16 protein-coding genes are annotated in these 20,525 nt (G+C 55.3%); all 16 read left to right on the top strand.

Features of this window, described 5'->3' with window-relative positions; genetic code table 11:
- Window positions 1–17 precede the first annotated feature (17 nt).
- Window positions 18–239: a hypothetical protein gene (locus tag ACHZCX_RS11400; RefSeq protein WP_319587353.1), complete on the top strand. Its 222-nt coding sequence runs from the start codon at window positions 18–20 to the stop codon at window positions 237–239.
- Window positions 236–1,057 (top strand): hypothetical protein, encoded by an 822-nt coding sequence (locus tag ACHZCX_RS11395; RefSeq protein WP_319587352.1) that lies wholly within the window; start codon window positions 236–238, stop codon window positions 1,055–1,057. The genes ACHZCX_RS11400 and ACHZCX_RS11395 overlap by 4 nt, the downstream gene beginning before the upstream one ends.
- 236 nt (window positions 1,058–1,293) lie before the next feature.
- Window positions 1,294–2,985 carry an ATP-binding protein gene (locus tag ACHZCX_RS11390; RefSeq protein ID WP_319587351.1) on the top strand — a complete coding sequence of 564 codons (1,692 nt, stop codon included), beginning with the start codon at window positions 1,294–1,296 and terminating at the stop codon, window positions 2,983–2,985.
- 9 nt (window positions 2,986–2,994) lie between these two features.
- Entirely contained in the window at window positions 2,995–3,381 is a 387-nt protein-coding gene (locus ACHZCX_RS11385; RefSeq protein ID WP_394708829.1) for a response regulator, read from the top strand.
- Between the two features lie 121 nt (window positions 3,382–3,502).
- Window positions 3,503–5,293, top strand: a complete 1,791-nt coding sequence (locus ACHZCX_RS11380; RefSeq protein WP_319587349.1) for an ATP-binding protein — start codon at window positions 3,503–3,505, stop codon at window positions 5,291–5,293.
- A gap of 7 nt (window positions 5,294–5,300) precedes the next feature.
- Window positions 5,301–5,717 carry a response regulator gene (locus tag ACHZCX_RS11375; RefSeq protein WP_319587348.1) on the top strand — a complete coding sequence of 139 codons (417 nt, stop codon included), beginning with the start codon at window positions 5,301–5,303 and terminating at the stop codon, window positions 5,715–5,717.
- A gap of 55 nt (window positions 5,718–5,772) precedes the next feature.
- Complete coding sequence (locus ACHZCX_RS11370) at window positions 5,773–8,385, top strand: PEP/pyruvate-binding domain-containing protein (RefSeq protein WP_319587347.1); 2,613 nt, start codon at window positions 5,773–5,775, stop codon at window positions 8,383–8,385.
- Between the two features lie 162 nt (window positions 8,386–8,547).
- Window positions 8,548–8,922, top strand: coding sequence for a hypothetical protein (locus tag ACHZCX_RS11365; RefSeq protein ID WP_319587346.1), 375 nt, complete (start codon window positions 8,548–8,550; stop codon window positions 8,920–8,922).
- 217 nt (window positions 8,923–9,139) lie between these two features.
- A complete protein-coding gene (locus ACHZCX_RS11360; RefSeq protein ID WP_319587345.1) occupies window positions 9,140–11,755 on the top strand; it encodes a PEP/pyruvate-binding domain-containing protein in 2,616 nt (871 codons plus the stop codon).
- 273 nt (window positions 11,756–12,028) lie between these two features.
- Window positions 12,029–13,672 (top strand): ATP-binding protein, encoded by a 1,644-nt coding sequence (locus ACHZCX_RS11355; protein WP_319587344.1) that lies wholly within the window; start codon window positions 12,029–12,031, stop codon window positions 13,670–13,672.
- Window positions 13,673–14,043: 371 nt separating this feature from the next.
- Window positions 14,044–14,574, top strand: coding sequence for a hypothetical protein (locus tag ACHZCX_RS11350; RefSeq protein WP_319587343.1), 531 nt, complete (start codon window positions 14,044–14,046; stop codon window positions 14,572–14,574).
- Between the two features lie 416 nt (window positions 14,575–14,990).
- A complete protein-coding gene (locus ACHZCX_RS11345; RefSeq protein WP_319587342.1) occupies window positions 14,991–15,419 on the top strand; it encodes a response regulator in 429 nt (142 codons plus the stop codon).
- A 62-nt stretch (window positions 15,420–15,481) separates the two neighbouring features.
- Complete coding sequence (locus tag ACHZCX_RS11340; protein WP_319587341.1) at window positions 15,482–16,759, top strand: sulfite exporter TauE/SafE family protein; 1,278 nt, start codon at window positions 15,482–15,484, stop codon at window positions 16,757–16,759.
- 2 nt (window positions 16,760–16,761) lie between these two features.
- Entirely contained in the window at window positions 16,762–17,463 is a 702-nt protein-coding gene (locus tag ACHZCX_RS11335) for a hypothetical protein (RefSeq protein WP_319587340.1), read from the top strand.
- A gap of 71 nt (window positions 17,464–17,534) precedes the next feature.
- Window positions 17,535–20,075 (top strand): PEP/pyruvate-binding domain-containing protein, encoded by a 2,541-nt coding sequence (locus tag ACHZCX_RS11330; RefSeq protein ID WP_319587339.1) that lies wholly within the window; start codon window positions 17,535–17,537, stop codon window positions 20,073–20,075.
- Window positions 20,068–20,493 carry a response regulator gene (locus ACHZCX_RS11325; RefSeq protein WP_319587338.1) on the top strand — a complete coding sequence of 142 codons (426 nt, stop codon included), beginning with the start codon at window positions 20,068–20,070 and terminating at the stop codon, window positions 20,491–20,493. Before ACHZCX_RS11330 ends, ACHZCX_RS11325 begins: the two co-directional genes overlap by 8 nt.
- Window positions 20,494–20,525 lie beyond the last annotated feature (32 nt).

Here is a 20,525-nt window from a genome sequence, read left to right as displayed (position 1 = left end):
CCAATGAGAGGTTGACCATGTCGGAATACAAATTCTTTCTCTTCCAAAAACTCCTGGTGGTCGGGTTAAACTGCCTCGTGCTCGTGGCCCTGTTCATTGCCATGTACCAGGCCTCGCTCGACCCGGACAATTTTAACCCCATCTTTTTCAAAACCCTGTTCTCCCTGCTCATCCCCACCTTTCTGTTCGGTTTCGTCGGTAAACGCTTTCTCGGCAAGCGCCGTCCCACCCTGGCATGATCGCTGGCGCCCGATTCGTCCTCTGGCAGAAGCGGGCCGGCATAGTGGCCATGATTCTTCTGGCGGCCGCGCTGCTGAGCCTGGCTGACGCCCTGGTCGGCGGCCTTAAAGGCAGCCAGGGAACCATTGAACTCGTTCCGGATAACCACTATCTGGTCAGTGGTCCGATGCCGCCTCGGACCGAAGCCATCAAGGATTTCGTCATTGACGGTCAACCGGCGGACGGTTCGGTCCGCCTGGTCCCTGAGGCCATCTATTCGGGCTACTGGTTCGGCGGCGCCATGTGGCGCGGTGCCATTGTCATCGATCCTTGGGCACGGGAAGGGAGCCATGTTCTTTCGGTGAAGGACGCATACGGAGAAAAACAGAATCCAGCCCTGGTGTTCAAAGTCAGGGTCTGGCCCGATCTGGCCACCCGCAACGCCCATTCCAGCTCCTTTCTGACCCGTACCACCGGCCGTAACCCCTACCATTTCGCTGCCATCCTGGCACTCTGCGGTTTAATCGCGGGCGGGATAAACTTCTTGCTCGGACGACTTTGGGCCCGGCATCTTGCCACGCACAACTGCGGCGAGATTTATAAGCGGCGACAAACGGCTCTCGGTACGGAAATCACCTGCGAATTCCGCTGCAGTGAAGCCATGCGGCCCGGCATGGCAGCCACCATTTACCGGCCGTCGGGCGAACTCCTCTGCTCGGCCAGGGTGGCAAGCTGCGACAAGGGCGAAGTCGTCATGCAGGTCAGCCAACCCGAACTCGTCCGTCTCGGCGATGTCGCCTGTGTCTTTCTGGCAACACCAGAAATCTCGTCATCCTGAAGCCGTTGCCCTTTTTGAAAAGTAATTGACAAGCAATGCCGTGCTTTGTAGTGATTACAAGCGGATAACAAACAGGGGTGCGCTGGACCAGCCAAAAGCGCTTGCCCAGGAGCACGACAGCGGGAAGCATCTGAGTAAAGGGCACTTTGTTACATTTTTTTCTGACTCCACGCTTCCACCCTCTCCCGATCGGACTGCCGATGGCGATCTGATCGCGCTGAAGTAAGGATATGACAATGGAAAGAAATTATCGAAAGCTCTGGTGGCAGCACTGCCTGGCCATCATTTGCTTTTCCGTTATTCCCCTGGTCTTTATCAATATTTCCCTCTACACCCTTTTCGACCGGATCTACACTGAAAAAGTCACGGAAACCCTGCGGAGTACATCAGAAAACCGAAGGGACGCCATCGATCTGTTCTTCAATGAACGCATTGCCCAACTGTTCACCGTCGCCAACACCAATACCTTCCAGGAACTCACCGACGAGACCTATCTCAACAAGGTGTTCGAGGTCATGCATACCAAGTCCAATTCCTATATGGACATCGGTATCATCGACAACGACGGCCGCCACCTCTCCTATGTCGGTCCGTATTACGATCTGCTCAAGCAGGTCAACTACAAGAACGAACCCTGGTTCAGCGCGGTCAAGGCCAACGGCATTTATATCAGCGACATCTTCATGGGCTACCGCAAGGTGCCGCATTTCATCATTGCGGTCATGGTTCGGGAGAAAAGCACCTCCTGGATTCTCCGGGTGACAATCAACTTGAAAAATATTGACGACATCGTCCATAAGGCCTGGATCGGCAAACTGAGCGATGCCTTTATCGTCAACAGCAAGAACGCTCTGCAGACCCGGCCGCGATTCGGCGGCAATTTCCTCGAAACCCCTGCCTTCCCCGAATTTGCCTCGGATTCGATGAAGCCCCACGCCTATCCTGACTACTCCGCAACCGTGGCCACCAAGGTGGAGCGGCTTGCGCATAATGGCATCGACGGCTTTTTCGCCGCTGTTCCCATCCACAACACCAAATGGATTCTGGTGATCAAGGAAAGTCCTGACGAAATTCTGTCACCACTGGTCAAAGGTAGATACTGGATGGCGTTGCTCACCGCGCTCGGCCTGGCGATCATTGCCACCGGTGCGGCCCTGTTCACCAACACCCTGATCAACCGTATCAAAAAAACCGACCTGGAGAATGCGACCAACTCCGACATGCTCCTCCAGGCTAACAAGATGATTGCGCTCAGCAAAATGGCTGCGGGCATCGCCCATGAGGTCAACAACCCCTTGGCCGCGATCGCCGAAAAGGCAGGATGGATGAAGGATCTGCTGGCCGAGGAAGACATTGCCGGCAGTAAGAATTTTACCGAGTTCAATGAATCGGTCGACAAAATCGAACAGCATGTGGACAGAGCCCGCAAAATCATCCACAACCTGCTCGGATTCGCCCGCCGGATGGAACCGGCCAAGGAAAAAATCAACGTTAACAACCTGCTCGACGAAACCACCGGCTTTCTGGAAAACGAGGCCCGGTACGTCAATATCCACATCGAAAAACAGTATGCGGAGAATGTACCGGTCATCACCAGCGATCTCTCCCAGATCCAACAGGTGGTACTCAACCTGCTCAACAATGCAATCGACGCCATCGGTCACGACGGCACAGTGACCGTATCCACCCGATATAATGAAAAAACAGATGAGGTGGAGATCAATGTTGCCGATACCGGTAAGGGAATTCCGGAAGGCGACTTGAATAAAATTTTCGATCCGTTCTTTACGACTAAGGAAGTCGGCAAGGGCACAGGCCTCGGACTTTCAATTTCATACAGCATCATCGAAAAATTGGGCGGTAAACTTAAGGTACAGAGCAAGGTAGGCACAGGGACGGTCTTCACCCTCCTGCTGCCGAAACATTAAAGGGATATGATGGATACAACATTGCGGGTGTTGATTGTTGATGACGAAGATGATTTCAGGGAAACCATTGTCAAACGGCTGAATGCGCGGAAAATCCAGTCGGAAGGGGCGGCCAGCGGCGTCAAGGCCCTGGAGGTGCTGAAAGGCAAGGATTTCGACGTCATCGTTCTGGATGTCAAGATGCCGGACATGGACGGCATCGAGACCTTGCGGCACATCAAAAAAATGAAACCGGAGATTGAGGTCATTATGCTCACCGGCCACGCCTCGGTGGAATTCGGCCTCAAGGGTATGCAGTTGGGGGCCTTTGACTATGTGATGAAACCGGCGCCGCTCAATGAACTGCTCGACACTATCGGCCAGGCCTACAACAAAAAACGCGGCCTGCTGCACTAACTTTCGCCCACAGCTTCATCTTGACAGCCCTGCCTTCATCCGGCCGCCACCGGGTAGAACAGAAACCTGGCACGGGGTGCGGACGGCGGAACACCGTGACGGGGAGGCGGAGAACAATCTTATGAGAGTCTGGGATACCAGCCACCTGCTCGATGACATACCCGTAAGTAAAAGCGATGCCACCGAACATGTCTATGACCCTGCCGACAGCCAAGCCAACCTGGGCCGTATCCGGCAGCATTTCAAACAACTCCAGACCAGGTTGATCCTTGGCCTGGTTCTGGGTTTTCTCCTGCCCAACGCTCTGCTTTCCACCTATTTTCATTTCCAGTTCACCCATACCCTGAAAAAAAGCGCCAAACTCAATCTGGAGGCGGTCGCGGAAAGCCAGAAAAACACCATTGATCTCTACCTCCAGGAACGAGTGGTCAATCTCTACAACCTGTTTCACAGCAAGGAATTCTCCCTCAAACCTACCCCGGAGCACATGGAGAACTCACTGAGCAGCTTGAAACAGTACAACGACGGCTTTGTCGATGTCGGCTTCTTCGACACCAAAGGGATTCAGATAGGCTACGCCGGCCCTTATCCCTCGCTGCTGGGCAAGGACTACAGCAAGGAAAGTTGGTACCAGACCCTGCTGAAAGAGAACAAGAGCTACCTGATCAGCGATATCTACCTCGGATTCCGCAACGTTCCCCATTTCACTATTGCCACCAAACAGGTGTTCGACGGTCGCACCTATGTGATGCGCGCCACCCTGGATCCGGACAAACTCTATATCTTCCTGCGGGCCATCAGCCAGGGCAAGGAAGTGGAATCCACCCTCATCAACCAGCAGGGACAATATCAGGTGGTGGACCCGGGCCGCAGTCATATCCCCGGAAGAAGAGCTTATATTCCGCCGGTGTCCGAGGCGGCGGGAGTGGAAGAGGTCCAGTATGATGATCAAACCATGCTGATTGCCCATTCCTGGCTCAAGGAAACCCCTTGGGCGCTGCTGGCCATACAGCCGGTGGCCGTGGCCCAGGCCGGCATGATCAAGGCGCGCCTGGTGCTGACCATCAGCCTGATTGCCATCAGCTTGCTGATCTCGGCCATGATCTTCTTCACCATTAAAAAACTGGTCAGCCGGGCACGGCGCATGGCCGAAAAAGGTCAGCAACTGCAGGAAATGCTTGCCCATGCCTCCAAACTGGCCTCCATTGGCGAACTGGCAGCGGGGGTTGCCCACGAAATCAACAATCCGCTCGCGATTATCATGGCCACTAGCGGCGTCATCCGGGACATGCTCAACCCGGAATTTGAACTTGATCACAGTCCGGAGGCCATCTGCAAGGAACTCTCAGTGATCGACACCGCGGCCGACCGCGCTAAGGGCATCACCCGCAAGCTGCAGGATATGGGCAAGAGCCGCACCCCTGCCGTCGTGGAGTGTGATGTCAACGCCCTGGTCGATGAAGTGGTCAACCGGCTGAAGAAGGTGGAATTCAAGCCCAAACACATCGAGGTGGTCAGCAATCTCAATGCCGACCTGCCCCACATCCTCGCTGAACCGGAACCACTGCGCCAAGTATTCTCCAACATCCTCATCAATGCTGGCGACGCCATACTCGACAAGGGCACGATCACTCTCTCCACCGAATCAAAGGAGGGGATGATCTGGGTGACCATCGCCGACACCGGCAAGGGCATCCCCGCTGAAAATCTGCCGCGCATCTTCAACCCCTTTTTCACCACCAAAGGCGGCGGCAGAGGGACAGGACTGGGCCTGAGCATCGCCGCCAGTATCGTCAAATATCTCGGCGGAACCATCAAGGTGAACAGTATCCGGGGAGCGGGCAGTTCGTTTACCGTCCTGCTCCCAATCAATGAACAGGCAAAAAAAGCCATCAGACAACACGACAAATAAGCGACGCATGGACAAGAATGAAAGAAACTTCAAAGTATTGCTGGTTGATGACGAAGATATTTTCCGCGAGGCCACGGCACGCCAACTGACGGTCCGGGGCTTTATCGTACACTCGGCTGGTAGCGGCGAGGAGGCCATCGAGCAGGTGAAAAACGATCCTCCCGAGGTGGTGGTCCTTGATCAACAGATGCCCGGAATGCACGGCTCGGAAACCTTCATCGAAATCAAAAAGATCGAGCCGCTGATCGAGGTGATCATGCTCACCGGCAATACCAGCGTTGACAACGCGATCGAATTGATGCAGTTGGGCACCTTCGATTATCTGATGAAGCCGATCAACATTGACGAGTTGCTCTACAAAATCGAAGATGCCTACACCCGGAAGAAACTCAACGAAAAGCAGCAACGGGAACCGAACCAGTAAAAGCCGATCCGGGCTTTACCGTGCTCCCTGCCATTGTTGCCGATAAAGGCGATCCATGCTGAAAAAACTGGCCGCGTTTTCAAAAAAATTCTTCTTCCTCAACCAGGAGGAGAATGATCCCGCTCTGGAATCCGAAGAGATTGAAGCCCTGCGGCTGACTTTTAAATCCCGTTACCACAGCTTCAAGCAGCTGCTGGCCGCCAACAACAGGATTCTGGACGGCATGGCCGACATCGAGCGGGCGTTGCAGGGCAACGAGTCGTTTAGCATGTCGTTCGTCCAGACGCACTGCACCTCGATCTCGGTCAATGTGTTCCGGATGATCAATGCCATGGAGAATATTTCCCCCGGAAAATACACCGCCCTCAAGGACAGTTTTGTCGCCATTCAAAAACGGATCGACGCCCTGCTCGGTGCCAAAAAACAGAATCCCGATAAGCGGCTGGTCATCCCCCTGGAGGCGCTGGCCAGCACAATGACCGGCCTGGTCGGTGGCAAGATGGCCAATCTCGGCGACGTGAAGAACAGAATCCACATGAACGTGCCCGAAGGTTTTGCGATCACCGCTGCGGCCCACGACATGTTCATGCAAGCCGACGGTCTGCAGCGGGAAATCGACCGGCTCTTCCAGGTAGCGGGTTCCGACGAGGACCGTAATCTTGACCTGGTCAGTTCCCAGATTCGCCAACTGATCATGTCGGCCGAGGTGCCGGAACCCATCTACCTTGCCGTGGTCGATGCCTACACTCGAATGAAGGCGGCCAACAACGGCCAGGAAATCCGAATGGCGGTCCGCAGCAGCGCCTTCGGTGAGGATTCCGAGAATACCTCCTTTGCAGGTCAGTACCGCAGCGAACTCAACGTCGGTTTTTCCCAGTTTTTCTACTACTACAAGCAGGTGATGGCCTCCAAGTACAGCGTCCAGGCCATTACCTACAAAATCAGCCGCGGTTTCCGGGACGAGGATATCTCCATGTGCGTCGGCTGCCTGGCCATGGTCGATGCTGTTGCCGGCGGCGTCATCTATACCTGCAACCCGCTGAATTCCAAGGATGATGCTCTTTACATCAACTCGACCTGGGGTCTGCCCAAGGCAGTGGTCGACGGTAACGACCTCTGCGACCTGTTCGTGGTGTCCCGCGACGACGCCCTGACCATCCTGCGCCGGGAGGTGCGGGAGAAGGGGTACAAGATCGTCTGTTTCGAAAGCGAGGGGTGCATCCGTACCGAAACCGAAAGCGATCTCGCCAGCACCCCTTCCCTCACCGATGCACAGGTACATGAACTGGCCGACCATGCGATTCGCATCGAGCAGTACTACGAAATGCCCCAGGATATCGAGTGGGCCATAGACACCGAAGGCAAGATCTTTATCCTGCAAACCCGCCCTCTGCAGCAGATGGAAGCGATCCTGCCCGGAGCGGAACTGGATCTTAAGCGGTTTGAGCCGTCGCTGCTGGTCGAGGGCGGCATCAACGCCAGCCCCGGTGTCGCTTGCGGCAAAGTCTACAAGGTGCGAAAGAAGGTCGATATCCTTCAATTTTCCGAAGGATCGATCCTGGTGGTGGAACAGGCCCTGCCCACCTGGGCGCCGCTGGTCGCCCGCGCCGCTGCGGTTGTTTCAGAGCAGGGAGGGTTTGCTGGGCATCTGGCCAATGTCGCCAGGGAATTCGGCATCCCCGCTATTTTCGGGGTCAGCGGGGCCATGGACCGGATGCATAACGGTGATGCGGTCACGGTGGCCGCTGACCTCGGGCGGGTCTATCTGGGCAACATTGCCCCCCTGCTCGAATGGACCCGTCCGGAGCCTAAGCTGATGCTCGGGAGTCCAGTATACGAATCTCTCAAGGAAGTCAGCCGGCAGATCATTCCCCTGCATCTCCTTGATCCCGAATCGCGGGATTTTGTCCCCCAGAATTGCCAGACCTTCCACGACATCACCCGCTTTATCCATGAAAAATCGGTTATGGAGATGTTTAGTTTTGGCAGGGATCACAGTTTTTCCGAACGCTCGAGCAAACAGCTCCATTACCGGGTGCCGATGAACTGGTGGATCCTCAACCTCGATGACGGCTTCACCCACGAAATTCACGGCAAATACGCTAAGCTGGAGGATATTGCCTCCATCCCGATGCTGGCCTTCTGGGAGGGGTTTGCCGCCATTCCCTGGGACGGCCCGCCGGCAATGGACGGCAAAGGCATGACCTCGATCATGTTCCGCTCGACCATGAATACCGCCCTAGTGCCGGGCATCAAATCCAAATACGCGGATCGCAACTATTTCATGGTCTCGAAGAATTACTGTACCTTGAGTTCCCGCCTGGGGTATCACTTTTCCACCATGGAGGCCATGGTCAGCGAGCGATCCGGCGAAAACTATCTGGGCTTCAAATTCAAGGGTGGGGCCGCCGACTTTGAACGCTGCCTGGGCCGAGTGAATTTCATCAAGGAGATCCTGGAGCGGTACGGCTTCCGCGCCACGGTGAATGCCGACAATGTCGACGCCCGCACCGAGGGCCACGACATGGAATACATGATCAGCCGCCTCAAAATTCTTGGCTACCTGACGCTCCATACCCGACAACTCGACATGATTATGGGCAACAGCGCGCTGGTCACTTATTACATGAACAAACTGACCAAGGATATCGATTCGCTGCTCAAGTGACCGAGCTTACCGGGAACGGTAGGGTGAGCAAGCAGTCCATGGACTGCGTACAAAATGAATTGAAGGGCCAAAACAGCCGCGCCGGAAGTTCCGGACTACCTCTTACCGATGCATGCAGGAAGGCGCATCATAAAGGATGGCGGTTCAATCAACGGGGGAACAATGAAACAAATCTTAGGCACATTGTGCATGGTGGCATACCTCTTGCTGACGACAGAGGCCTCGTCCGCGGACAAAGCCGCCATCAAGATAAACGTCGATGACATGGTCGTGGCCATCGACAATGGAAAAGTTGCCACGAGTTACGCCGCCGATACCTACACGCCCTATGCCTTTGTCATGGAACCCAGCGGCAAGCTGATTGTCCATCCCAATCTTACCGGCGAATATCTCCAGGAAAAGGCCGCCCCTGTGTATTCGGCGCTACTGCAGGCGACTACGGAGGGGATATGGGTGAGCTATTTTTGGAAGGGAGCGCAGAAAGAAACCTACGTGCGTAGGACCAAGAGCAACCTGACCGTCGGTAGCGGAAACTGAAGGAGTCGACCCAAACAAATCCGGAAAAAAATCGCCCAGGTAAGTGCCGCGAAGGGAGGGCTGAACGGGGGCAGAGCAGCCCGCACCCATCGAACACAAAGCAGCAACGGAAGTACAAGGTATCGAAATACAGAGGAATATGAATTTCTTCACGGTCCCGATCGATGCCGCACCACCGGCCATCACGCAGAACGAACCTTAGTCGCAGGAAGATGCCATGCCCACCATTCTCGAGAATCTCAGAAAATTGTTCACGGATATACGGAACAGGAACGGCTCGGGCCAGCCCGGCAATCCATCGGAGATGAATACGCTGTTCCGGTTCCGGTATGCTCTGTTCAAGGAACTGCTGGCTGCCAACTCCGAACTGCTCACCGCTCTGTCCGACATGGACGAAAAACTCAAAGGCGAACAGGTTTTTGGTCTGACCTATATCAACAATCAGCTCAACAAGTCCCTCAAACACGCTTTTCAGATGGTCAAAAGCCTCAACGTCATGTCCGGCAGCAAGCATCGCGACCTGTATGCCTCGCTTGAACGGATCAACGGTCAGATCAAGACGATCATCGAAGAAAGAAAGGCCGAACAGGCGCCGCATGCGATCATGCCCTACGGACAGATCTTGCTCAAGGACGCCGACTGGGCCGGCGGCAAAAACGCTAATCTCGGTGAAATTAAAAACTGTCTCAATATTCCGGTTCCCGAGGGCTTTGCCATCACCACCAAGGGATTTCACGATTTTTTCGAGTACAATGATCTCAAGGAAGAGATCATCAAGCAAAAAAACCTGATCTACGTCAACGAGTTCGATCTGTTGAACAGCCTGAGCGCCGAAACCCTGGATCTGGTCAAGGCAAAGCCCCTGCCACCCGAGTTGGAGCAGGAAATTCTCTTGGCCTGTGAAAAAATCTGGGGCGATGATCCCACTGTCCTGGTGGCCATGCGGAGCAGCGCCGTGGGCGAGGACGGCGACATCTCCTATGCCGGGCAGTATCTGACCCTGCTGGGCGTGACCCGATCCGAAATCTGCGAGGCCTACAAGTCGATTATCGCCAGCCTCTACTCGGCCCGGTCCCTTTCTTATCGCAGTTCCAAGGGCGTCTACGACGAGGATCTGGCCATGGCCGTGGCCTGCCTCAAGATGGTCGACTCCCAGGCCAGCGGCGTGCTCTACACACGCCACCCCTACGACATAACCAATGAAAACATTCTGATCAACGCTGTCTGGGGGTTGGGTCCCTACGCCGTCGATGGGGTGGTTACACCGGATGCCTACACCGTGTCCAAGGATGAACACCTAGCCCTGCTGGAAAAAAATGTGGCGGTCAAACCGGTGCAACTGGTCCTCAATACGAAGGGCGGGGTTGAAGAAAGGCCCGTTGCTCCTGAGCAGCAGGGTGCACCCTGCCTCGAAGACGAGCAGATCCGGACCCTGGCCGGCTACGGCGCAGTCCTGGAAAAACACTACAAATGTCCACAGGATGTCGAGTGGGCACTGGCCCCGGACGGCAACCTACTGATTCTCCAGTCCCGGCCGCTGAAAATTCAGAGCCCTAAAGATTTCTGTCTGCTCAAGGCTGCGCCCCTTGAGGGGTACAGGCTCCTTATCGACAGCAGCGAAATCGCCTCCCAGGGTGTGGGCAACGGACCGGTTTTTTATGTCCGGGCGATGGAGGATCTGGCCAATTTCCCGCCGGGCGGGGTGCTGATTTCCCGGCATTCATCACCGGAATATGTGTTGATCATGCGCACCTGCGGCGCCATCATCGTTGAGGCGGGAAGCGTCAGCGGCCACATGGCGGCGCTAGCCCGCGAATTCAATGTGCCGACCATCATCACCTCCCAGCCGGTGATGGACCGGATACCACCGGGTATGGAGGTGACGGTGGACGCCTATACGGGGAGGGTCTACGAAGGCACAGTTTCCGAACTGCTGGCCGCGGTCAAGAAGGACGAAGCCCACATGAAAGGGACACCGGTTTATGAACAGTTGCAGCGGATCGCCCGGTATGTCATTCCCCTGAATCTTGTCAATCCCGATGCCCCTGAATTCACCCCGGCCGGATGTGCGACCCTGCACGATCTCGCCCGCTACTGCCATGAATTTTCCTACAAGGAGATGTTTCAGATCAGCGATCTGGCCTCCAAATTTCACGGCTGGTCGCTCAAACTCGACGCCCCCCTGCCCATGGATATCCATCTGATTGACCTGGGCAACGGGCTCAAAGAGGAAGCCACCGTCAAATGGAACGCGGTCAAGATTGACGAGATCGTCTCCGTCCCCTTCCTGGCCCTGCTGCAGGGCATGCTCAACAAGGATGTGCATGGGCTTGAACCCCGGCCGGTCAACTTTTCCGGCCTGCTGTCGGTGATGAAGGAACAGACCCTGGCCCCCGGCCATGTCGGCGAGCGGTTCGGTGACCGCAGCTATGCGATCATCGCCGACAAGTATCTCAATTTCAGCTCAAGGGTGGGGTATCATTACTCCGTGGTCGATGCCTATTGCGGCGAGACGATCAATAAAAATTACATCACCTTCACCTTCAAGGGCGGAGCGGCCGACGACGTCCGTAAAAACAGGCGGGTCAGGGCCATCTCCCTGATTCTTGACCGGGAAGGGTTCAAGGTCAACGTCAAAGGTGACAAGGTCGATGCGCGGCTGCAGAAATATCCCAAATCCTATATCGAAAGCCGAATGGATATCCTTGGCCGCCTGCTGATCTTCACCCGCCAGCTCGACATGCTCATGACCACGGAACAAAGCGTGGAATGGGTTGCAGAGAATTTCGTCGCCGGCAATTATAAGCTTGTAGCCCAGCCAACGGCCGCCTGAGAGACACCATGCCGTTTCATCTGACCCCAGAAAACCTCAACTGAGGAAGAAAACCATGCAAAACCTCATACTCCTGATTATTATCATCGGCTCCATCATCATCGGCCTGGCCATCGGTATCCGAATGAAGAACAAACGGAAATAGCCGCCGAGCCAACAAAGCGGCCTCGAGGTCGCCAGTGATGGAGGAACCGCCATTCCTCTCCGAAAGAAGAGATGACTGCCCAGCCCCCAGGGTTGCCATTTGTGCCCGTACCTCAACGATAAAATGCCATGCGCGAAAAATTGAAAAACTACCTCCGTTTGAAACGGCTCCTCTCCACAGGCTTTTTTATCAGTGGCATCATCCCCATCCTCATTATCGCCTCGGGCTCGATTTATAACTTCAAACAATTGTCGATCAATGACATCGAAGTAACGGCTAGGCAGGTGGTGGAAAACCGCAATGATGTGATTAACACCTTTCTCCAGGGCCAGGTCAATTTCCTCTCGACCTTGATGCACCTTTACCAGCTCGACTTTTTGAAGGACCAGGACAATTTCAACAAGTTGTTTCTCGCCGTCAACCGGGAAGGATCGAAAGGAGAAATCGTCGACCTGCAACTGATCGACACCAACGGCAAGCAACTGGCCTATGTCGGGCCGTACCAGGATAAAGTCGAAGGCAAGAACTACAAGGAATCACCCTGGTTCAGCGAAGTTCTGGTACGCGGTGCCTATGTCAGCGATGTGTTCAGTGGTTTTCGCAACTATCCCCACTTCGTCATTGCCCTGACCGATCCAATGAAAACCTTTGTCCTCCGGGCGACTATCAACTCCGGGATCTTCAACTCACTCTTATACAGCGCCCAGATTGGCGCCAACGGCGACGCCTTCATCCTCAACTCCAACGGCGAATTTCAAACGCCCAGCCTGCAAAAGGCCCCAAAGTTGAGCGAGATGGAAATCAGGATGCTGAAACACCATTCCGGTACGGAACTCTTCACCGATGACGAATACCTCTATGCCAGCAAGTGGCTCAACGGCAACATGTGGCTTTTGGTGGTTAAAACCAGGATCACCGATTCCCTGGAAGGATACTACAAATACCGCAACCGCATTATCTTTATGGTCATCATCACCGCCGCCCTTTTTCTGTTGATTTCCGCTGGCATCAGCCGGTTCATCGTCGATCGGATCCAACGGGCCGACCGGGAGCAGACAACCCTTGATCAGCAGATGGCGCATATCGAGAAAATGGCGAACATCGGCCGTTTGGCTGCCGGCATTGCCCATGAAATCAACAACCCCCTGCAACTGATTCAGATGCAGGCCGGGTGGATCGACGAACTCCTCCAGGAAGAAAACCCCAAAAATATCGAGAATCTGGAGGAGTACCGGAAATCAGTGGGCAAGATCAAGCAGCATGTCCACCGCGCCGGCACCATCACCCACCGTCTGCTCGGTTTTTCGCGGAAGATCAGCGCTGAATACGATGTCCAGCTCAATGAATTGATCAGGGAAACCATCTCTTTCCTCGAAAGCGAGGCCAACAGCAACAATATTGTTCTCAACCTGCATTTCGAAGAGAGTCTGCCGATGATCAAAACCGACGGGGCGCAGGTGCAGCAGATCCTCATGAACCTGATCGAAAATTCCCTGGATGCTGTGGGGTCAGAAGGACAGGTCGACATCACCACCTCCCGAAGCGCCAAGGAGGTTTATGTGCAGATCGCTGACAGTGGCCCAGGGATCACGCCCGAGCTCCTGGAAAGAATTTGGGAACCGTTCTTTACCACCAAGGAGGCGGGAAAGGGGACCGGCTTAGGGCTCTCCATCTGCAGCGACATTGCCCATAAACTGGGCGGTACCATCACCGTGGAAAACAGGCCGCAGAGCGGTGCTCTTTTTACGCTGAAACTGCCTTTGCGGAGTTGATCCCACCCCGGGTCGGCTTATGATCACATTTCCGGCAGGCGGAGACGCGCGTTCCGCACCCCGCCCTGCCGGCACCCTTTTTACACACTCCCGCTCATATCCGCCCCAGTTGTCACCCATTTTACACATACAAAAATACCATTTAATATCAAGCGTATAAATACCGAGCACCACCTCGCCGTCACACTATCTACACCCCTCTCCCCGGCCATCGTCGAAAGGTCCTTCGGCCCCAGACCGCCCTCACCATCTAACAAACTGATATTTAAAGTAAATTAAATTTATTTATTCCCTGCCGACAACTGGCCCCTGTCCTGCAATATTACAGGCAGCAAGCGTGTTCACCTTTCCGAAGGCGACAGGGAGAAGCCATGACGAACGGACAAAAACCATTCACACCCAACGATCTTGAATACCTCGACCTGGAACAGGCAGCGGTCATCTGCTCTGTTTCAGACGAACGATTCGGCAAGTGGATTGGCAAGGGACTCGTCCCGGTCGTCGAAGTCAACGGCAGGAAACTGATCCATTCCCATGACCTGATCCAACACCTCGTCCGTCACAACATCCCTATTCCCGACAGATTGCTCCAGGGCAACAGTAAAAAAATTCTGTTTGTCCTCACCGACGAATCCGTTCCCCACGCGGTCACCACCGAGGTCATCTGGGCCCTGTACAAGCTGCGAAAACGGACCTCCTATATTTTTGATTTTGTCCGCTTGGATCCCAACATCGAGTTGAAGATCATCACCTTTCACCCGGATGTCATTGTCCTGCTGCAAGAGGATGCCGGCAACCGTGAACCAGAACGGCAGATCAGAAAAATGGTCAACGGCTCCACCCCGATCTACACTTTTGCTGCCGATCGGACTATCGAACTCGACCAATTTCTCAGCGAGTAACAGAGAAAGGCCATGATTCAGCAAAGAACCAAAAGACATACCGGGCTGGAACAAACGACGGCTCTGTTTGCTGAATGCGGCCCCGATCTGTTCCCGCTTTTTCATATGCCGGTGCGCTGCGCCGGCTGGAGCGTCGAACCTGGCGATGGTTGCCGTGGTCTCCCCCACCACGGCGCCATCAGGTTCGGCCTTCCCGCACAATTGCGCGGCGCATCACCTGTCCTCTCGTTTTCCTCCCAATTGCCGATGCGGAACAGCAGAGAAGACCATACCATTACCCACCCATCCGGCCCCGTGCGCACAGAGCGAACGAGCTCATTGATTCTGTGCTCATGGCCGGTACGCACGGAAAGAAAGAAGCGGGAAAGCGACCATATTCCCCACTTTCACCTAAATAATCCAAGAGGAGAAATACCATGTCACTGTTTTCCGTTCTGATCGTCGACGATGAAGAGGAATTCCGGGAAATGACCGTCAAAAGACTGAGCAAACGCGATCTCGAATGCGAAAGCGCACCGGAGGGGGAGACTGCCCTGGAAATGATCGCGAAAAAGAACTATGATGTCGTTCTCCTTGACGTTAAGATGCCGGGAAGAGACGGTATCGAAATCTTGCGCGAAATCAAGAGAATGGCACCCATGACCGAGGTGGTGATGCTCACCGGCCATGCTTCGGTGGAGTCCGGTATCAACGGCATTAAATATGGAGCCTTTGACTACCTGATGAAGCCCATGGAACTCGATACGCTGTTCGAAAAACTCAGCGCCGCCTTCGAGCGGAAACGGGAACAGCAGAACAAGATCGAGATGGCTCAGATCAAAAAAGATATGGTTCGGCCGGGTTGACCGGCACAGCCTTCTTGTAAACCCAAAAACCCGTTTTTATCGACAACCAAAAGGAGAAAAAAATGAAGTTTTTTCGTGATCTGAACCAATTCATGGTGGCCGGGGCTCATGCCCACGCCCGGTGGGAATTGGAAATGTCCAACAACATTCTGCGGAGCCGTACGCGGCTTCTGGTCCTGGGGTTGTTGCTCATCCCCGTTTTCCTGGGCGGCATCGCCTTTGCCGACGCCGTTGGCCAGGCTCTACCCGGCTTCATCGGCGGTAAAACAGCCTACGGACCCTCGCACTACACCAACCTCATCTTCGGCGCCTCCGTCCTGGTCGGCGTCTGCGCCGGTCTGATCACCGGCTGCATCGGCGCTGGCGGCGGCTTCATTATCGCCCCGGCCTTGATGAGTGCTGGCGTCAAGGGTATCCTCGCCGTCGGTACCGATCTCTTCCACATCTTTGCCAAGGCGATCATGGGATCGGTTCTCCACCGCAAGATGGGTAACATCTCGGTTTCCCTGGCCGTTACCTTCCTGATCGGCGCCATCGCCGGTTCGACCTTGGGCGGCTATGTCAACCGCAAGATCTATGACGCCAACCCGGTGCTGAGCGACATGTTCATCACCGCCATCTATGTCGTTATCCTCGGATTCCTTGCTTTTTATGCGATGAATGACTTCCTTAAGTCACGCTCCAAAAAAGTGGTGATCGAAGAAGGCGCCACCAAGATCGCCGAAGAAATCCCGGCCATGGGTAAACGCATCCAGTCCATCAACATCCCGCCGATGCTGACCTTCGACGAGAACATCACCCCCGGCGGTCGCCGGATCTCTTCCATCTTCCTGGTGATCAGCGGCTTCATCGTCGGTATGGCTGCTTCCATCATGGGCGTCGGCGGCGGTTTCCTCACCTTCCCGATGTTTGTCTACGGTCTAGGTGTTTCCTCCATGACCACGGTCGGCACCGACATCTTCCAGATCGTGTTCACCGCCGGTTATGCCGCCATCAGCCAGTATGCCATCTACGGCTTCATTTTCTACACCCTGGCCATGGGCATGCTGCTCGGCTCCCTGATCGGTATTCAGGTCGGCTCGATCGTCACCAAGGTTGTTCCCGGCACCACCATCCGCGGTTTCTACGCTGTCACCGTAACCGCCGGTTTTCTCAACCGGGTCTGCGCCCTGCCGGAAAAACTGATGAAGATGGGCTATATTGAGCTCACTAAGGGTTTTATCACGGTGGTCGATCTTATCGGCAACGTTGGTTTCTTCATCATCATCACCACCTTCGCGGTGTGGGTCTTCTGGTGCTTTTTTTCTAATCTCAAGGTCCTGAAAGGGGAGGTGCATTGATCATGGCAAGTTCAGCTCAACTCAAAACCAAAGGATTGCTCCTGCTGGCATCCTTCTTCGCCATCCTGTTTGCCATCTTCATGCCGCTGTTCCCTGGAACCCACGGCGAAAAGATCAACGGGCTCGACTATCTCGATAATTTTTTCAATCAACTGTCCAAAAGCTCGGCCTATTACATTCCCGAGCAGATGAAGAAGGCCGAGAAGTACAATGGCCAGCAATTCACCACCTCCCTGAAAATGAAAACTCCTGAGGAGGCGGCGGTCACCGCCAAACTGTTCACCACCAACAAGATCACCGCTGCCGCCGAAGGCGACAAGGTCAAGGTCAGCGGCGATTTCGGCACCATGATCACCATCATGCTCAAGGATGCCGACGCCATGTATAAAAACGATGGCCAGGCACTGACCGCGAAATACGGCGTCGATGAACGCCAGACCGTCTATTCCTGGTTTCAGTCCCTGGCGGCCATGGAAAAGGACATGACCAAAGCGGGACAGTTTGAACAGGCCAAGTTCGTCAAGAACTGCATGTCCAAGGCGATCGAACCAGCTTACAACTATTACAAGGTTGAGGCAAAACCGGTCAAGGAGGAGATCGTCCTGTTGATTGCCTCCCTCGCCTTTTATGTCATCTACACCATGTGGTACGGTTTCGGCCTACTGTACCTATTCGAAGGATTGGGCATCAAACTTGATCACTGATCCCTTGATCACACCATGACAACCGGGCTGCGGCAGGACTTCTGATCCCACCGCAGCCTTTTTTTATTGCCATGACGATTATTGACCGGTTCCTCACCACCTTTCGGCGTTCCCTGCGGCCATCGCCCGCCCCGCCCCTCCTCAGTCCTGAAGAGCTGCAGCGGCTGTTCACCGCCCGGTACCGCAGCTTCCGCGAACTCCTGGCCGCCAACACCAACACCCTGGAAGCCATGGCTGAATTGGAGAAGGCCCTTCGCGACGGCCGTACCCTGTCGATGACCTTCATCCGGGCCCGCTGCACCCTGGTGACGGTTAATGTCTATAAAATAATCCGTAATCTCAACAAGATTTCCGACGGCCGCTACAGCGAACTTGAGCGGATTTTCTCTCGCCTGCAGCAGTCCATCGAAACACTCCTGGCAGGGGACCAGGGACGCCCCGAGGGAGAGCCCGTCCTGGACCTGGAACGGATCGGCCGTGCCCAAGCCGACCTGACCGGGGAAAAAATGGCCAATCTGGGCGAGGCCGGCTCCCTTGCCGGCATCCGGATTCCTCCCGGATTCGCCCTGACCGCAGTTGCCACCCGGCTTTTTTTCCAACGCAACCAGTTGTACCCGAAGATCAATCACATCATCCAGCAGCTGGATATCACCGACCTGGACGATCTCCACCGCAAGAGCACAGCGATCCAGGAGATAATCCGGAATAGCCCGCTGCCGCCGGAGCTGGAATCGCTCATTTTTACCCATTTTGACCGGCTGGCCGCCTCCATACCGAATCTCAAGGTGGCGGTCCGTTCCAGCGCCTTGGGCGAAGACCTCGGTCAGGCCTCCTTTGCCGGGTTATATCACACGGAGCTAGACGTGGGGCGCGACACGCTGGTCTCCGCTTACAAATCGGTTCTGGCCTCGAAATACACCCCCCGGGCCATCTCTTACCGGCTGGCCAAAGGATTTCGTCACGAGCAAACCGAGATGTGCGTCGGCTTTCTGGCCATGATCGGGGCGGCCACCAGCGGCATCTGCTACTCGCGCTCCATTGGTGGCCGGGGTGACACCCTGGACTTGTTTTTTGCCCCCGGCAGTGCCAAAGGGATCGTCGACGGCACCCGCTCAACCATTCACCTGCTCATGGAGAGAACCGCACCGCACCGCATCGTTCAGCGCCTGGAGGCAGAGGATGCGCTTGGGGCATGGCTAACCGATACCCAGGCGGTCAGTCTGGCCGAAATCGGCATGCAGCTGGAATATCATTTTGGGGCGCCGCAGGATATTGAATGGTCAATCGACCCAGCCGGAACACTTTTTATTCTCCAGAGCCGGCCGATCTCGGCAGCCGCCATCAAGGCACCGGCAGCGGATCAGTCTGTCCCGGCTGACGAACGGGCGGTGCTCTATGGCGGGGTGACCGGTTGCGCCGGAACCGGCTGCGGTCCGGTGTTCATCGTCCGCTCGCCGGAGGACATGCTCCACTTCCCGAATCGGGCCGTATTGGTCGTCCGCCATCCCTTGCCAGAATGGGCGCCGCTGTTGAAGCGGGCCGCCGCCCTGGTGGCCGAAACCGGCAGTGAGGCCGGCCATCTGGCCACCCTCTCCCGGGAATTCGGTCTGCCCTCCCTGTTGGCCCTGGACAGGGCCACCGAAATCCTGACCAACGGCGAGACGGTCACCGTCGATGCTGCCAATCGGGCCATCTACCGGGGACGTATCGAGGAATTGTTGCACGACAACGGCAAACACTCCAACCTCATGGATGGCAGCCCGGTGCAGCAAACCCTGATTTCGGTGCTCAAACTGATCTCGCCCCTCAACCTGACCGACCCGGCCTCGCCGGATTTTCACGCCTGCCGCTGCCGGACCCTGCACGACATCACCCGATTCTGCCATGAAAAATCGGTGAGCGAGATGTTCGATTTCGGCAAACGGTACCATTTCGACAAGGGGACAGCCAAACGGCTGCACAACACCTTGCCGATTGAATGGTGGGTGATTGACCTCGGCGAAGGGTTTCAGCCCGGTTATGATGTCCGGCGCACGGACATCGCCATTACCGACATCACCTGTCCTCCGATGCAGGCCATATGGGAGGGGATGCATGCCGTGGCCTGGGAGGGGCCACCGGCCGCCCGATTGCGAACCATGGTCTCCTTTTTATTTCAATCCGCCGTGCATAACGGCCTCGATCCATCCCACTCTTCTGCCCTGAGAGAGAAGAATTATTTTCTTATTTCGAAAAATTATTGTAATCTCAGCGTTCGCCTTGGGTACCACTACGCCATGATCGAGGCCATGCTGGGCAATCGGCCGGTCGACCGCTACATCACCTTCCGTTTTAAAGGCGGGGCCGCCGTGGAAGACCAGCGGGTGCAGCGGATCGAATTGCTGGCCGAAGTCCTGGAACAATTTGACTATCGGGTCGAAAGGATCGGCGATGCCCTGATGGCCCGAGTGGAGAGGGAAACCGAGCGGTTTGTCGCTGATCGGCTTAAGATCCTCGGATATCTCACCCTTCATACCCGGCAGTTGGACATGGTCATGGCGGATGCCGGCTCACGGCAGTTCTTCCGTGACAAATTCATTCAAGAGATTGGGGAAATGCTGAACCATGAGTGAACAAGCCTTCAAGCTCGAAGCAGCGCTCAAAATCCATCTGCTGCTGGTTGACGATGAACCTGAGTTCAAGGAGGTCATGCAGAAACACCTGTCGCGGATGGGTATTCGGCTCAGCCTGTCCGAATGCTGCCTTGATGCCCTGGGAACCTTGGAAGCCCATGCCATCGATGTGGTGATCATGGATATGAACATGCCGGGGATGGACGGCATCCAGTGCCTGAAAAAAGTCAAGGAACGCTGGCCCCTGATTGAGGTGATCATCCTCACCGGCCACGCCTCGGTAAAATCGGGAATCGAAGGCATGGAAAGCGGAGCCTTTGATTACTGCCTCAAACCGATCGATGTCCGGGAGTTGATCGAAAAGATCGAACTCGCCGCTCAAAAAGCCCTAATCAACCAAGAAGACGACGCTTCGTAACAACCGGCAGACAATTTCGGCAGTGCCCCCCT

The organism is uncultured Desulfobulbus sp., from assembly GCF_963662935.2.
In the GTDB taxonomy this organism is placed as follows: domain Bacteria; phylum Desulfobacterota; class Desulfobulbia; order Desulfobulbales; family Desulfobulbaceae; genus Desulfobulbus.
This window is presented reverse-complemented; position numbering and strand designations above follow the sequence as displayed.